We start from the raw sequence: 13,983 nt of genomic DNA, 5'->3' as shown, positions 1-13,983 counted from the left end.
CTTGGAGCGGGGAGGATCGAGATGGCGAAACCACCACTGTCGATGGAGCCGACGGGCTGGTTCCAAGTGGCCTGGTGCAGCGAGATCGCGGTCGGCGCGGTGCGCAAGATGAAGTATTTCGGGCGCGAGATGGTCGCTTGGCGGTCGACGTCGGGCCGGGTCGCGGTGTTCGACGCCTACTGCGAGCACCTCGGCGCTCACCTCGGTTACGGCGGTCATGTGGCGGGCGAGAATCTTGTGTGCCCGTTCCACGGCTGGGAATGGAACGGTGAGGGGCGCAACGTCTGCATTCCCTACGAGAGGCATCCGAACAAGGGACGCAGGATCCGCAGCTACCCCGTGGTGGAACGGAACGAAGCGGTGTGGATCTGGTATGACATCGAGGGTCGCGCTCCGTATTTCGAGGTTCCCGACCTGTTCGTAGCGTTCGGTGACGGCAAGACCGCCGCCGACTACTACCCTCCGGTGCCCATCGCCACGTTGTACCGGCCGGGGCTGGAACTGCATCCGCAGTACGTCATGGAGAACGGTGTCGATTTCGCGCATTTCGAGTTCGTGCACAAGACACCGTTCGTCCCGGAATTCACCCGCCACGACTTCTCCGGACCCGTCTCCTACGTCGACTTCACCATCGCCTTCGACGAGGGCGTGACCGCGGACCAGGTCGACAGCGGCGTCGAATCGATCAACGCCGGTCTGGGGTGTTCTCTCACGAAGAGCTGGGGCATGGTCGACAATCGCACGATGCCCGCGGTGACACCCGTGGACGAACACACCTCCGATGTCCGCTTCACGGTATGGATCGGACGCAAACCCGGGGATGACGGCCCCGAGATCACTCGATACGGGAAAACGATGGCCGCCTTCGTCATCGAACAGTTCGAAGCCGATATCCACATCTGGGCGCACCAGCGCTATTCCGATCCGCCCGCCCTGTCGCAGAAGGAGTACCAGGGGTTCACGGCGCTGCGGGAATGGGCACGACAGTTCTACCCCGGCGGCGGACCGGCTCGCACCGACCCGCACCGGCTCTACAGCGGCGCAGTCGACCCCGCCCGTCTCGCCGATGGCAGGGCTCCCTGATGAGTTCGTTCGCCGCCGCGGCGTGGATACCGACGTCGAACCCTTAGTGAAAGGCCCACACGTGACGAGTTCCAGCAAGGTTCGGGTATTTCAGGTCGCGACCGGCAACCTCGGCACCGAGATGATCGGCCGTATCCGAAACCACCCCGACCTCGAACTGATCGGGCTGCACTGCTATTCGCCGGACAAGATCGGCCGAGACGCGGGCGAGATAGCGGGCATCGGCGCGATTGGGGTGACCGCCACCGGATCGGTGGAGGAGATCATCGCGGCGAAGCCGGACGTGCTCACATTCCACGGGGTGTTCCCGGACGAGGACCTGTACGAGAGGGTCCTCCAGGCGGGTATCAACGTCGTGACCACCGCGGATTGGATCACCGGATACCACCGCGACAAGAACCATCCGCATCCGTCCGGCCGAAAGGTCAGCGAAGTCATCCAGGCCGCCTGCGAACGCGGCAACGCGACCTTCTACGGCACCGGCATGAATCCCGGCCTCTGCCAGATCCTCGGCATCGTGCACAGCGCCGATGTCGCCGATATCGAGAACATCACCGTCACCGAATCGGTCGACGTCTCCTGCCACCATTCCGTCGACACCTGGAAAGCCGTCGGCTACGGCCGCCCGATCGATGACTCGACCATCCCGGATTCGCTCTACAAATACACCGCGGTGTTCGCCGACTCGGTCCATCTCCTGGCCGATGCCTTCGACCTCGAGCTCGACGAGGTGAGCTTCACCTACGAACTCGGCGCCTGCACCGAGGACATCGATCTGGGCTGGTACTTCTTGCCGAAGGGGTCGCTCGGCGCGAACTACATCAAGTACCAGGGCCTCGTCGACGGCGTGCCGCGCGTGGAAAGCCACCTCGAATGGCAGATGACCCCGCACACCGACCCGGCTTGGAACATCAAGGGCTGCTATATCACCCAGATCACCGGCGACCCGAACATCTACAGCAAACACATGATCATTCCGCGCAAGGGGACCGATCTGTCCAACCCGGACAACTTCGCCTCGATCGGCATGACCGTCACCGGGCTGCCCGCCCTGAACTCGATCGTATCCGTCGTCGCCGCCCGCCCAGGCATCATCACCAGCGCCGACCTGCCGTTGCGCGGATTCGCCGGTCGCTTCGTACGTTGAACGGGTTCATTTTCCGACCCCGGAACGCGCGAAGAACACCGCAGCCGCTCGCGACGTCAAACCGCCGCCGCATATCGGGGGCTTCGCCGACTTCGGGATGATGGAAGCGCTCGGTGACGTGGATGCGGACGTCGTGGGCGCGCCAGAGCCGGTGGAAGGTCTCGCTGCGGGTGGTCAGTCAGTTCACCGCCGAGGTCTTGCGGGCCGCGGTCGTAGGGGTGCCCTGCCTGGGTGCGCACAAGCCGCGGAGCTGCTGCGGCAAATGGTCGCGGACGGCCGCGGATCGTCGTGGGCCACGATCTAAGCTCCGATCATGCTCGGTGATCTCGGATTCCTCTGCTCGTGCTGTTCGGCCTTCGCTATCGGCTCATGAGGGACGCGCGAGTGCCGTTGCCGCCTCGAACGCCGGAAGGCCTGAGCCGCCGGGCCCAGTGCTTCGTCGAAACGCACGGAATGCGTCTTCCCTGCCGGGATATCCGCCCCTCTCGGGATGTATGGCTCGAGCACGGGATACCTGCTGCGGAGATCGACCGGGCGGTGGCCTTCCAACAGATGTGGGGCGGCCTCGTCCTGCCCCCTGCTCCCGCGTACGAGGGCGGCCCGCGTGTGCTCGAAGCCGACGTCCCCGAGGGTCCGGCCGCGGACGGGTGGCGCTTTCCAGCCGGCGACTGCCGCGTGTCCATGGCCTACGGATTCATGATCGGGCCCGGAGGCGAATTCGGAATCGACGCCGACCATTGGGTACCTCTGCACGCCAGCACGCAGGGATGGGTCGAAGCCCTGGCACTGGCCCACCACGCCGGCCGCTGGGCCCAGACCGTCACGAGAATCAAGGGCGACGCTGTCGAAGAGGTGGATCTCGACGGATTCGAGCCCGTACCCGAGGTCCAGGGCCTCACCGACACTTGGTGGCGGGGCAAGGACTCACTTATCGCCATCTATCGCGGTGAAGCCGTCGGCTACACCGCCTCTCGCTGCCAGGAGGCCCACATCTACAGCGGACTCGACGCTTGGGGCCTCAGCGGCCAGTAGCCCCTCGGCGGGGGGACCTGGGACCCCGACGCCGGAATTCGCCGATACAACGATCTCCCGTCGCCGAGCGACGTCGATATTCACCGATGAGTGACGCGCGATGGCCTTCTCCGAACTCGGACTGCGCGCCGACAGCACCATCGCCTCGGCCGGGATCTCCATCGGCACCGCCACCCTCTACGACCGCACCGGCTCCGTCGGCACCTGCGTGGTCACTACCCTTTCCAACGCGCCGCCGGATCGACTTCTCGACCCCCCTCGTCTGAAGCCCCGTTCGGCGCCGCCCCGGCGGCTTCCCGCGCAGCCATGCAGCGTTCAGAGAGGGGGCATGTTGCACGACTCGACGACCCGGGGCGCGTACAGCGGGCCGCCGAGGCCGATCGGCCTGCTCGGCGAGGCGGCGGCTATTTCGGCGGGAACCGCAAAGCGCCGTCGAGCCGGATGACTTCGCCGTTGAGATAGTCGTTCTCGATGATGGCGGTAGCCAGTTTGGCGTACTCCTCGGAGCGTCCCATACGTTTGGGGAACGGCACCTGCGGACCCCAGTACGCCTCCAATTGGTCGGCGGCCTTGCCGTAGGCGGGCGTGTTCACGGTGCCCGGGGCGATGGTCACCACGCGGATGCCCACCGGCGAGAGGTCGCGAGCGGCCACCAGGGTCATCCCGACCACGCCGCCCTTGGCCGCGGCGTAGGGAAGCTGACCGACCTGCCCCTCGAACGCGGCGATCGAGGCGGTGTTCACGATGACGCCGCGCCCGCCCTCCTCCTGAGGGTCGTTCTTCGCGATCGCGGCCGCGGTGAGACGCAGCACGTTGAACACGGCGGTCAGATAGAACTCGATGGTGGTGCGGAAACCGTCGAGGGACAGTGGCGCGCCGTCCTTGCCGATCAGGCGGCCGCCTTTCGCGGGACCGCCGTGGGTGTCCACCGAGATGCGCAGCGGCCCGAGCGATTGCGCCTCCGCGATGGCGGCGAGCACGGAGCCCTCGTCGGTGGCGTCGGTGTGCGTATAGCGGATTCCGAGCTCGTTCTCGAGCTGTTTGCCCTTGTCGTTGGCGACATCGGCGACCACGACCTTCGCCCCGGCGGCGTGCAGGCGCCGCACGGTCGCCTCGCCCAGCCCTCCGGTCCCGCCGACGACGAGCGCGGAGCTTCCACTGATCTGCATGTCGTAATCCTATCTTGCAAGTCGTACTCTCGTATTGAAAGAATAATATTCTCATGACTGTCGGCATGAGCACTGAAGAGTCGCCGCGCCGCACTCGCGTCGCCCGGAATGGAGGCCCCCAATGCCCGAAGCCGTCATCGTGTCCGCGCTGCGGACGCCCATCGGTACCGCACGGAAGGGAACGCTGCGCGACACCAACGCGTTCGATCTGGCTCACCACGTGGTCGGCGCGACCGCCGATGGGCTCGACCCCGCCCGGATCGATGACGTCGTCCTGGGTGAGGGCCGCTACGGCGGCGGCGTGCTGGCCCGGCACGCGGCCGTGACCACGGGGCTGACCAGGGTGCCGGGCTTGGCCCAGAACCGGCATTGCGCGGCGGGAATGTCCGCGGTGCAGACCGCGGCGGCCGGGATTCGCTCCGGCATGGACGAACTCGTGATCGCGGGCGGGGTGAATTCCGAATCCACCGCACCCAAAGCACGGTTCAGGGTCGGCGCGGACGAGTGGATCGATCCGTGGGTGTCGCCGAGCCACCCGGACCGCCCGGACGCCCCCGCTCTGGACATGTCCATCACCGTGGGCTGGAACGCCGCGGTGAAGGCTGGCATCTCCCGTGCCGAGATGGACGCCTGGGCCCTGCGCTCGCACCGCAACGCGATCGCCGCCATCGACGAGGGCCGGTTCGAAGAGGAGATCGTGCCCATCGAGACCCGGCACGGCCTGTTCGACACCGACGAGCATCCCCGGCGCGACACCAGCCCGGAGAAACTGGCCTCGCTCGCGGTGCTGCATCCGGAGATCGAGGGCTTCTCGATCACCGCGGGCAACGCGTCCGGCGCCAACGACGGCGCCGCCGCGCTCGCCATCGCCAGCGACCGGCTGGGCCTGCCCGCACTGGGCTACATCCGCGCCTGGTCGTCGGTGGGCGTCGATCCCGCCGATACCGGTCTGGCTCCGATCGAGGCGATCACCAAAGCGGTCTACCGGGCGGGGATCTCGCTGTCGGCGGTCGGGCTGATCGAGATCAACGAGGCCTTCGCCTCGGTCCCGATCGCGGCGATCCGCGCACTCGACCTCGATCCGGACAAGGTGAACGTCAGCGGGAGCGGCTGCTCGCTCGGGCACCCGGTGGCCGCCTCGGGAGCGCGCATGATCGTCACGCTGGTCCACGAGTTGCGCCGTCGCGGTGGCGGTTTGGGAATCGCGGCGATGTGCGCGGGCGGTGGCATGGGCGCGGCCACGGTCATCGAGGTCCCCGCTCCGTGACCGCATCGCACTGCGGCGCGGCGGGATGGGCGTGAGCCTGGCGGCGGCGACCGTCGCCGAGTTGCTGGCCCTGGCGCGCTCCGGGTCGGCGCGGGCGACGGGCCGGTTGCTGAGCCTTGTCGAAGGGGACCACCGCGACGAGGTGCAAGCCGCACTCGAGCCGCGCGCGGTCCGGGTGATCGGCGTGACCGGTCCGCCCGGAGCGGGCAAGTCGACGACGATCGCCGCGCTGGCCGGCGTCTACCGCGCGCGCGGGCTGCGGGTCGCGGTCCTGGCGGTCGACCCGTCCTCGCCGTACAGCGGGGGAGCGCTGCTGGGGGACCGGATCCGCATGGCGCAGCACATCGACGACCCCGGTGTGCTGATCCGGTCGCTGGCCACGCGCGGACACCTCGGCGGGCTGGCCGCCGCGGTTCCGGCCGCCATCCGGCTGCTCGCCGCGCTGCATTACGACGTCGTGCTGCTGGAGACGGTGGGGGTGGGGCAGTCGGAGATCGAGATCGCGGCGGTCGCGGATCCCACGCTGGTGATCCTCAATCCCGGTGCGGGCGACGCTGTCCAGGCCGCGAAGGCGGGCTTGCTGGAGGTGGCCGACCTGCTGGTGGTGAACAAGGCGGACCGGGAGGGCGCCGAACAGACCGTGCGTGATCTGCGGGCCGAATCCGACGTGCCGATCCTCACCTTGGTCGCCGCGCGCGGCGAGCGGGTCGCCGAATTGGCCGAGGCTATCGAGGCGCACCATCGCGCCGACAGCCCGGCGCGGCGCACGGCGCGGGCCCGCGCGCAGATCCTCTCACTGGCGCAGACGCGGTTGCGCGCGCATGCCGAGCTGGACCGCCTGGCCGCCGCCGTCGCGGCGGGCGAATGCGACGCCTACCGCGCGGCCGAACTGCTGCTGCCCGCGCCGCAGTGACGCCGTCGTCAGGTCTGCGGGATGCGCACCATGGCTTCTTGGGCGTAGGAGGCCACCAACGTGCCGTCCTCGGTGAGGACGTCGCCGCGGCCGTAGGCGCGAGCCTGTGTGAGCAGCGGGCTGTGCTGGCGCAGCAGCAGCCATTCGTCGGTGCGGAAAGGCCGATGGAACCAGAGTGTGTGCGAGGTGACGGCAGAGACGAACGCGGTGCCGTTGCCGCCCTGGGCGTATCCGTCCAGCGGCAGCAGCGCGGTGCCGATGAGCGTGAGGTCGGTCGCGTAGGCGGTCAGCGCAGGCGCCAGCGCCGGATCGACTTGCGGGGTGCGCATCCAGAACTCGAATTCCGGTGGGGCGGCGCCGAGATCGTCGAGGTCCACGTTCGCGCGAGTCTCCCAGGGCAGCAGGTCCCACTCCACCTTGTGCTCGGCGGACAGCAGCCCCGCCGGCCCCGCGACGGACTGCCGGTGCGGGCCCTGTTCCTCCGCGTGCAGGGAGACCGAGGCGGTCGCCACGACGCCGGCGGACTGCTCGGCGACCAACGACAGCGTGGCGAAGGAGCGGCCCGCGTGGTGGCGGTGCACCCGGTAGCGGATCGGCTCGTCGGTGCGGCCCTCACGCGCGAACACCGTGTGCAGAGACTTGATCGACTTGTCCGGGATGCCCGCGGTGGCCGCCTGGACGAACTGGCCGAGCAGTTGGCCGCCGAACACCCGCCCGTAGGGCAACCGCAGATTGCGGCCCTCGAACACGTCGTCACCGGAGGGTGTCGCGGACAAGTCGAGGCAGGAGACGAGATCACTCCACAGATCGGGCATGAGCCCGAGTGTAAGTAAAATTCTCCTTCAGGAGAATAGCGTTCTCAACCGCGAGCGAAACCGTGCGCGCAGAAGTTCCATACTTCGGATGCGGTGATCGGATGCTGCGTCTCGTCGTCGGAGGCTCCCGCGGACTGCGCGGTGAACATGACGGTCTGCATCACCATGGCCGCGGTCCGGCGGGAGTTGACCTCCGGCCGCAGCTGCCCGGCGTCCTTGGCCAGATCCATCAGTTCGGTGAACAGGGCCAGCATCGGCGCGTGCGCGACCTTCACGTGATCGGGATGCGAAATCAGCAGCTGCGGTGCGAAATCGGTGAACAGCGGCCGCTGCGCCGAGGGATCCGGCCTGCACAGCTCGAACAGCAGCTCGACGGCCACCTGGAGCTTGTCCAGCGGGTCGGTCTGGCCGTCCGCGGCGGCGCGCAACTGCTCGGACGTGCGGCTCAGGGCGTCCTCGAACAGCGCGAGCAGCAGCTCGTGTTTGCCGTCGAACTGCAGGTAGAAGCTGCGCAGGGATTGCCGGGAGCGGTCGACGACCTCCTGCACCGTGAAGTCCGTGCTGCCCTTCTCGGTGATGATCGCCTGGGCGGCGTCCAGGAACCGCTGCACACGCTCCTCGGCGCGCAGCTTGGCGGTGCGGAGGGAGCGCTCGACGGCGCGCTGCTTCCAGGCCGGTTTCTCGCTCGGGCTGGTCACGGGCGCCTCGGTCCTCGGTCATCTGAAGAGAACATGAATGCACTGTACCGGAGAACGGTGTGTCATCGGGTTCCTGGGTCACCGTGTCCGACCTCCTGGCGAGACTACCCTTTTCAGTAAAGAGAATGCTATTCTCGCTCCCATTCAGGCATCGGCGCGGGAAGGAGGCAGGCCGTGATGATCGTCGGACACCGCTCCGGTCGGCCCGGCCGCATTCCGCCGCGCCGTCGTGACCGGGCCCGCGCCCGGCCTTCCCGGACTCGAGGAGCTCGTTTTGTACATCCGCTATGAGGTCGCGGACCGGATCGCCACCATCACCCTGGACCGGCCCGAGGCGGCCAACGCGCAGAACGGCGAACTGCTCGACCAGCTCGACGCCGCCTGGGTGCGCGCCGCGGAGGACGACGACGTCGCGGTCATCGTGCTGCGCGGGGAGGGCAAGCACTTCTCGGCGGGCCACGATCTGAAGGACAGATCGTGGCCGGACCCGAGCAAGATCACCCTCGACCGCATCTACGGACTGGAGTCGCGCCGCTACCTGGAGTACTCGCTGCGCTGGCGCAACGTACCGAAACCGTCCATCGCGGCGGTGCAGGGCCGGTGCATCGCGGGTGGCCTGCTGCTGTGCTGGCCGTGCGATCTCATCGTGGCCGCCGACGACGCGCTGTTCTCCGACCCGGTGGTGCTCATGGGTATCGGCGGCGTCGAATACCACGGCCACACCTGGGAACTCGGCGCGCGTAAGGCGAAGGAGATCCTGTTCACCGGTCGACCCGTGACCGCCGAGGAGGCGCGGCAGGTCGGCATGGTGAACAAGGTGGTGCCGCGCGCCGAGCTCGACCGGCAGACCAGGGAACTGGCCGCGCAGATCGCGACGATGCCCCCGTTCGGGCTGCGCCAGGCCAAGCGCGCGGTCAACCAGACACTGGATGTGCAGGGTTTCTACGCCGCGATCCAATCCGTGTTCGACGTGCACCAGACCGGTCACGGCAACGCGCTGAGCGTCAACGGATTCCCGATCCTTGTCCGGCTGGACGACATGAAGGCCAACATGCAGTAAGCCGGTTCTCCGGCTCCATCGTCTGCCGGTGCGTTCCGGCAGTATTCGCACGGCCCTTGCCGCCTCGAAAGGGACACCGTGTCCGTGCGATTCACCGGCGATCGGGCGCGAACGCGCCCGCGCTGTTCCTTTTCCGAAAACGAGGATTTCCATGCGCGATTCCATCCTTCGCAAGGCCGTGGCATGTTGCGGCCTGGCCGTCGTCGCGGCCGCGGCGTTGACCGGCTGCGGCGACGACGACGAATCGACCGGCACCGCGTCCAGTACGTCGGCCGCCGCGGCGACCAGTGCGGCGCCCGCCCAGGCCGACGCGGCGACCACCAAGGCGATCACCGACGTGTACACCGGCTTCTTCAGCCCTTCGACCCCGCCGGACCAGAAGGCCGCGCTGGTACAGAAGGGCGATGTCTTCCTGCCGGTCCTCCAGGCGCAGGCGGCCAACCCGCAGTCCCAGGGCACGTCGGTGACGGTCTCGGCGGTGAAGCTCGTGGACGCGAACAACGCCGATGTCACCTACACGCTGTTGATGGGCGGCAATCCGGTGCTGCCGAACCAGACCGGGCAGGCGGTCGAGGACGGCGGCCGGTGGAAGGTCGCCACCGCCACGTTCTGCGCGTTGATGACCCTCCAGGGCGGTACGTCGCCGGCTTGCTGATCGCCGCTGCGCACCGAAAGGCCCGGCACCGGAGTGGATTCCGGTGCCGGGCCTTTCCCCGGGTGCCGGCTTCACTGCACTGAGCAAGGCGACACGCCGTTCAGTCTTGACGAGCACCTCGATCATGCGTGGCTGCGCTCCGGGCAACGCACGATAGTGCCGATGACCGCACTGATCGGAACCGCGTTGTGCCTGGCTTGCGTTCCCCTGCGGGAGAATCTCACTGTGGAAATGCATCCGCGCACAGCGCGCACGATCTGGAAGGCGCTAATAGTCAACGCCTCGAGCCTGATCTGCGACGCCGACGTGCTGCTGAAGCACGGCTCCTACGGACGCGCCCGATCTCTCGCTGTGCTCGCTCAGGAAGAGTTCGGCAAGTCGCCCCTCCTGAACTCCTCCGACGCCGCGTTCCAGTCCTCAGGATGGGAAATTGGCAGCAAGCGGTGCTGCTCGTAGGTGCTGTCGTACGGCGTGACCGCTTCGAGCTTCATCCGGCTGTGGTCCTTGATGAGGAGCATCCCAACCACCTCTGGGTGAACTTCCCGAAGACGGTCTGGATCTCAGCACGGCGGGGCTTTCGGTCCACGGCAGATCGACAGCGGAATCCGCTGGATGAGCGAGGACGAGGATGGAAGCTCGACTGAGCAGGATCCGGAGCCGTTGCTCGGTCAGCACACCTCTGCGTGGAAAGTCGGTGGAGAGCTCGGAGCAAGCCTCGAACGAACTTCGGCTTGTTGGCATCTCGAGGCTCGCCAGGAGGTGCATCCTTAGATATTCGCCGAGAGAGCTGGCGAAACTGCGCCGGTACGAGGATGCCGAGTCGGTACCGCTGGTTGACTGGTGACGTGCCCGTATTCCGAACGTGCAGTATTCGGTAGTCCTGATCGGAGGGTGGCCAGGTTGCTCGCGCCTAACGCCTCCAAGCCTCGTGGGTGCGGGCGCTGACGGCCAACGCACTGTATTGCCGAGTTGAGTGCACAACTGGCGACGTCGGGCGTGCTGGGACGGTAGCCCTTCCTGATCCAGAGTGCTCGAAGCTCAGCGCTGACCGGTGGTTTGCCGGGAGAGGAGCAGCTGACGTTTTTCCCGATCGACATGGGTGACAACGACCATGACATCGTCCCCGATCTGGCCGACATCCTCCGGCGTCAGGGTTGGGTCTCGGCGATGAATCAGCCCCTCGATCCCATCCGCCACTTGCACAAAGACGCCGAACGGCACCAGCTTGGTGATGTGCCCGTGTAGTTCGCTGCCGACAGCGGTGCAAGCAAAGGTATGGAAGGGGTCGGGCTGCATTGCTCGCAGGGACAGCCTGGCCTCGGCATTCCAGGTGTCGAACTGCAGAAATTCACCGGAAACCCGCTGCCCGACCTGAACAACGTCGGAAGCCGCTTTGAAACGTCTCCAGGACAATTCTGGGATCGTGATGAACCCGGCGCCCGGGTAGAGCGGATGCGGGGGGCCATCGTCCAACGCCACGAACACGCCGAACGATTCAATCGCTGTGACGGTGCCGGAAAGGATCTCGCCGAGCCGCAATGACCCCAGGAACGCCCACAGTTCGGGGCTCTCGGCCCGCCAGTCCATCTCTCCAGCCTTTCATAACACGGACAGCCCGCTCAACTACCCGGCGGAACGTCGCGCCATGGCAGTCGAGTAGCGCCGGAACGTACGCTCATGCCGCGACCCTCGGGGTCCCAGTGCGAGGTCCGGCACCGCGTAGACACCCGTTTCTGCCACCGAGTGGATGTTGGTGCTGCCGGGTGGGCATGCGTCATGTATGGGCACTTCACCAGACATAGACGTCACCTTCGCTGGTGACGACGTCGTGTTGCGGCTGTCTTGCGCCGCGTACCTTGCGCGGTTCTCCGGAACCTCCCGCACCCACTGCAGCTCGGACCTGCGCCTGTACTTCGCATGGTGGGTTGCCGACACTGGGACTTTCACACTTGCAGTTCGAAGCGCTGCTGAGTACGGCCCGGGACTCAGCCAATCGGTTCGACTTCGCGCTCGTTGTCATGCTCGGGCTGCCCGGTTTACGGATCGCTGAAACCTGCGGCACCGACATCGCTGACGTCGGTGAAGAACACGGCCACCGGGTCCTGCGCGTCATGGGCAAGGGCTCCAGAATCGTGCTCTTTCCGCTACCGCCCGCGGTCGGACGCGGCCCGACCGAGCGATCACCGACCGTGATATCGGACCGATCCTCCTGAACTCTCGTGGACGCCGCATGGACCGTCACTGCGCCACCCGCCGACTCCGCGCTTTGGCCAAGGATTCGGTGGTCCGGCTTCCGCATATGCACCCGCACATGCTGCGCCACACCTTCGTCACGACGATGCTCGACGCTGGCGTCGACCTACGTGATGTTCAGATCGCCGCTCGCCATGCCGACCCGCGGACAACCATGCGTTACGACCGGGCTCGAACCAACCTCGACCGGCACGCCAACTACATCCTGGCTGCCTACATGGCCTCGGGTACGTGACAACTCGACGCACGCTGTTGCCGATTTCCGTGCGCTTATCGGCACGCATCACCTGCGCGACGGTGCGTCCGGTTCAGACTGGGGAGTTTCTGTGCCATTACTACCGGCCCCCGACCTGTGGTCCCCGTCGCCGTTGTCAGTCATGCGTGAGCGAGTTGCGAGAAGGAGCCATCCCGCGGTCGCAGCAATTGCCGCGACACCACCAGCGACAATGGAGGCCATGTGGAAGCCATCCAGAAAAGCCGCCTTCACAAGATCGATGAGCTGGATACCGCTTGGGCCGGGAATCGACCGCGCCGCATGAACACCGGACAACATCGAATTCGCCGCCGCGCCGCGTGCCTCCTCTGGTAGCTGGATGGCGCCCAGGCCATCGGCCATCTTTCCCGAATACACGGAGGCCAGGACCGAACCTAGTACCGCAACACCCAGCGTTCCACCGAGTTCGCGACTCGTATCGTTGACGGCTGACCCTGCACCGACCTGCCCGGGCGACAACTCGTTGAGCACGGCAAAGGTAGCGGGGCCGGAGACGAGCGTCACTCCGAGACCCAGTGTCACCATTACCGGAACGATGACGCCCCAATAAGACGTGTACATGTCGTAGCGGATCGTCAGCCAGAAGGCCGCGGCCATCACCAGCGACCCGATCGCGGCCACACGGCCGGCTCCGATCTTCGAACCCAACCACATGCTGGGCCCGGCAAATACCGCCATTGCAATCGCGAATGGCAAGGTGCGGATACCCGTTTCGAACGGCATATATTCTTTGACGCCCTGGAAATATTGCGTCATGAGAAATACAAATCCCATCAGGGCGAACATGCCGAAGGTAAGCATCATTGCTGCCGTGGCGAAGTTACGGTCGCGGAACAGTCGCACATCGAACAACGGCGACGAAAACCGTTTCTCCCACACCACATATGCGCCGATCACCACTGAACCGATCACCAGCCCGGCGACAGTACGAGGCGATAGCCAACCGTGGTTCGGCGCCTCGATCACGACGTAAACGAAGACCGAGATACCGATCATCGATAGCACCATGCCACCGAAATCGAACGGGCCGACCTCAGGATTCCGACTCTGCGGGACCAGGACCGCCGCGCCGATGAGGGCAATGGCGCCGGCGGGCACGTTGATCCAGAAGATCGAACCCCACGAGTAGTGGTTGAGCAGCCAGCCGCCGATCACGGGGCCGATCGCGGCGGCGGCTCCGGCGACAGCGGCCCAGCAAGCGACCGCGATTGCGCGTTCGCGCAGATCGTCGAACATGATCACAACGATCGCCAAGGTGGCCGGAAACACCAGAGCAGCAAAGAGTCCGAGGCCGGCCCGTGCGGCGATCAATTGCCCGAGGTTGTTCGCTGTCGCCGCGAGTGCCGACAACGCTGCGAAACCCGCGATTCCTATGATGAGTATCGTCTTGCGTCCGAAGCGGTCTCCCACATAGCCGCCGGTGAGGAGCAACCCGGCAAAAACCAGCGTGTACATGTCCACAACCATCTGCAATCCGGACGTGCCCGCACCCAAATCGGTTGCAATCTTCGGCAATGCAACATTCACAATCGTGTTGTCCACGAAAACCAGCAGTTCGGCGAAGCACAATGCCGCCAAACCGAACCATCGAATCACCGGGGAATCCACCTATTGCGC

The 13,983-nt window shown here is 66.3% G+C and carries 16 protein-coding genes; 10 read left to right on the top strand and 6 right to left on the bottom strand.

All coding sequences use genetic code 11. The features are described from left to right. Positions 1-21: 21 nt before the first annotated feature. Together ACZ6DL_RS18125 and ACZ6DL_RS18120 are read left to right on the top strand one after the other, a co-directional pair. The gene (locus ACZ6DL_RS18125) at positions 22-1,083 is read left to right on the top strand and encodes a Rieske 2Fe-2S domain-containing protein (protein ID WP_396983961.1); all 1,062 of its coding nucleotides are present in this window, start codon (positions 22-24) and stop codon (positions 1,081-1,083) included. A gap of 121 nt (positions 1,084-1,204) precedes the next feature. Then, on the top strand, positions 1,205-2,230 hold the full coding sequence (locus tag ACZ6DL_RS18120) for an NAD(P)H-dependent amine dehydrogenase family protein (RefSeq protein WP_466052694.1): 1,026 nt from the start codon (positions 1,205-1,207) through the stop codon (positions 2,228-2,230). Here ACZ6DL_RS18120 and ACZ6DL_RS18115 read toward each other — a convergent pair. Beyond that, the gene (locus tag ACZ6DL_RS18115) at positions 2,178-2,408 is read right to left on the bottom strand and encodes an MmyB family transcriptional regulator (RefSeq protein ID WP_466052693.1); all 231 of its coding nucleotides are present in this window, start codon (positions 2,406-2,408) and stop codon (positions 2,178-2,180) included. The two genes, ACZ6DL_RS18120 and ACZ6DL_RS18115, sit on opposite strands and share 53 nt — an antisense overlap. A gap of 359 nt (positions 2,409-2,767) precedes the next feature. Here ACZ6DL_RS18115 and ACZ6DL_RS18110 point away from each other — a divergent pair, with 359 nt between their 5' ends. After that, positions 2,768-3,262, top strand: coding sequence for a hypothetical protein (locus ACZ6DL_RS18110; protein WP_466052416.1), 495 nt, complete (start codon positions 2,768-2,770; stop codon positions 3,260-3,262). 404 nt (positions 3,263-3,666) lie between these two features. Here ACZ6DL_RS18110 and ACZ6DL_RS18105 read toward each other — a convergent pair whose 3' ends face one another. Continuing rightward, the gene (locus ACZ6DL_RS18105; RefSeq protein WP_466052414.1) at positions 3,667-4,431 is read right to left on the bottom strand and encodes an SDR family NAD(P)-dependent oxidoreductase; all 765 of its coding nucleotides are present in this window, start codon (positions 4,429-4,431) and stop codon (positions 3,667-3,669) included. Between the two features lie 121 nt (positions 4,432-4,552). Here ACZ6DL_RS18105 and ACZ6DL_RS18100 point away from each other — a divergent pair, with 121 nt between their 5' ends. Both ACZ6DL_RS18100 and ACZ6DL_RS18095 read left to right on the top strand, forming a co-directional pair. Continuing rightward, the gene (locus tag ACZ6DL_RS18100; protein WP_466052413.1) at positions 4,553-5,698 is read left to right on the top strand and encodes a thiolase family protein; all 1,146 of its coding nucleotides are present in this window, start codon (positions 4,553-4,555) and stop codon (positions 5,696-5,698) included. 25 nt (positions 5,699-5,723) lie between these two features. Further along, the gene (locus tag ACZ6DL_RS18095; RefSeq protein ID WP_466052412.1) at positions 5,724-6,611 is read left to right on the top strand and encodes an ArgK/MeaB family GTPase; all 888 of its coding nucleotides are present in this window, start codon (positions 5,724-5,726) and stop codon (positions 6,609-6,611) included. Between the two features lie 8 nt (positions 6,612-6,619). Here the strand turns inward: ACZ6DL_RS18095 and ACZ6DL_RS18090 are convergent, their stop codons facing one another. Both ACZ6DL_RS18090 and ACZ6DL_RS18085 read right to left on the bottom strand, forming a co-directional pair. Next, the gene (locus ACZ6DL_RS18090) at positions 6,620-7,426 is read right to left on the bottom strand and encodes an acyl-CoA thioesterase (RefSeq protein WP_466052410.1); all 807 of its coding nucleotides are present in this window, start codon (positions 7,424-7,426) and stop codon (positions 6,620-6,622) included. Positions 7,427-7,470: 44 nt separating this feature from the next. Then, positions 7,471-8,124 carry a TetR/AcrR family transcriptional regulator gene (locus ACZ6DL_RS18085; RefSeq protein WP_040864010.1) on the bottom strand — a complete coding sequence of 218 codons (654 nt, stop codon included), beginning with the start codon at positions 8,122-8,124 and terminating at the stop codon, positions 7,471-7,473. A 274-nt stretch (positions 8,125-8,398) separates the two neighbouring features. Between ACZ6DL_RS18085 and ACZ6DL_RS18080 the strand changes: the two genes are divergently transcribed. The 3 genes from ACZ6DL_RS18080 (at position 8,399) to ACZ6DL_RS18070 (ending at position 10,295) form a co-directional block, all read left to right on the top strand. Beyond that, positions 8,399-9,184: an enoyl-CoA hydratase gene (locus ACZ6DL_RS18080; protein WP_466052408.1), complete on the top strand. Its 786-nt coding sequence runs from the start codon at positions 8,399-8,401 to the stop codon at positions 9,182-9,184. 151 nt (positions 9,185-9,335) lie between these two features. Then, positions 9,336-9,839, top strand: coding sequence for an MTB12 C-terminal domain-containing protein (locus ACZ6DL_RS18075; RefSeq protein WP_466052406.1), 504 nt, complete (start codon positions 9,336-9,338; stop codon positions 9,837-9,839). A gap of 162 nt (positions 9,840-10,001) precedes the next feature. Continuing rightward, on the top strand, positions 10,002-10,295 hold the full coding sequence (locus tag ACZ6DL_RS18070; protein WP_466052404.1) for an AbiV family abortive infection protein: 294 nt from the start codon (positions 10,002-10,004) through the stop codon (positions 10,293-10,295). A 582-nt stretch (positions 10,296-10,877) separates the two neighbouring features. Here the strand turns inward: ACZ6DL_RS18070 and ACZ6DL_RS18065 are convergent. Continuing rightward, positions 10,878-11,426, bottom strand: coding sequence for a S1 RNA-binding domain-containing protein (locus ACZ6DL_RS18065; protein ID WP_466052402.1), 549 nt, complete (start codon positions 11,424-11,426; stop codon positions 10,878-10,880). A 362-nt stretch (positions 11,427-11,788) separates the two neighbouring features. On the opposite strand from ACZ6DL_RS18065, the gene ACZ6DL_RS18060 reads away from it, so the two are divergent. Together ACZ6DL_RS18060 and ACZ6DL_RS18055 are read left to right on the top strand one after the other, a co-directional pair. Continuing rightward, positions 11,789-12,052, top strand: coding sequence for a hypothetical protein (locus tag ACZ6DL_RS18060; RefSeq protein ID WP_466052400.1), 264 nt, complete (start codon positions 11,789-11,791; stop codon positions 12,050-12,052). A 17-nt stretch (positions 12,053-12,069) separates the two neighbouring features. After that, positions 12,070-12,327, top strand: coding sequence for a tyrosine-type recombinase/integrase (locus tag ACZ6DL_RS18055; RefSeq protein ID WP_466052398.1), 258 nt, complete (start codon positions 12,070-12,072; stop codon positions 12,325-12,327). A gap of 48 nt (positions 12,328-12,375) precedes the next feature. Here the strand turns inward: ACZ6DL_RS18055 and ACZ6DL_RS18050 are convergent, their stop codons facing one another. Next, on the bottom strand, positions 12,376-13,974 hold the full coding sequence (locus ACZ6DL_RS18050; RefSeq protein WP_466052396.1) for a DHA2 family efflux MFS transporter permease subunit: 1,599 nt from the start codon (positions 13,972-13,974) through the stop codon (positions 12,376-12,378). Positions 13,975-13,983 lie beyond the last annotated feature (9 nt).

The organism is Nocardia sp. NPDC041819 (assembly GCF_055590505.1).
This window is presented reverse-complemented; position numbering and strand designations above follow the sequence as displayed.

Excerpts from the sequence above, each read along its gene's own strand:
- ACZ6DL_RS18120 (WP_466052694.1), top strand. The coding sequence starts at position 1,205 with ATGATCGGCCGTATCCGAAACCACCCCGACCTCGAACTGATCGGGCTG.
- ACZ6DL_RS18070 (WP_466052404.1), top strand. The coding sequence starts at position 10,002 with ATGACCGCACTGATCGGAACCGCGTTGTGCCTGGCTTGCGTTCCCCTG.
- ACZ6DL_RS18125 (WP_396983961.1), top strand. The coding sequence starts at position 22 with ATGGCGAAACCACCACTGTCGATGGAGCCGACGGGCTGGTTCCAAGTG.
- ACZ6DL_RS18090 (WP_466052410.1), bottom strand. The coding sequence starts at position 7,426 with ATGCCCGATCTGTGGAGTGATCTCGTCTCCTGCCTCGACTTGTCCGCG.
- ACZ6DL_RS18065 (WP_466052402.1), bottom strand. The coding sequence starts at position 11,426 with ATGGACTGGCGGGCCGAGAGCCCCGAACTGTGGGCGTTCCTGGGGTCA.
- ACZ6DL_RS18075 (WP_466052406.1), top strand. The coding sequence starts at position 9,336 with ATGCGCGATTCCATCCTTCGCAAGGCCGTGGCATGTTGCGGCCTGGCC.
- ACZ6DL_RS18055 (WP_466052398.1), top strand. The coding sequence starts at position 12,070 with ATGGACCGTCACTGCGCCACCCGCCGACTCCGCGCTTTGGCCAAGGAT.
- ACZ6DL_RS18105 (WP_466052414.1), bottom strand. The coding sequence starts at position 4,431 with ATGCAGATCAGTGGAAGCTCCGCGCTCGTCGTCGGCGGGACCGGAGGG.
- ACZ6DL_RS18100 (WP_466052413.1), top strand. The coding sequence starts at position 4,553 with ATGCCCGAAGCCGTCATCGTGTCCGCGCTGCGGACGCCCATCGGTACC.
- ACZ6DL_RS18095 (WP_466052412.1), top strand. The coding sequence starts at position 5,724 with ATGGGCGTGAGCCTGGCGGCGGCGACCGTCGCCGAGTTGCTGGCCCTG.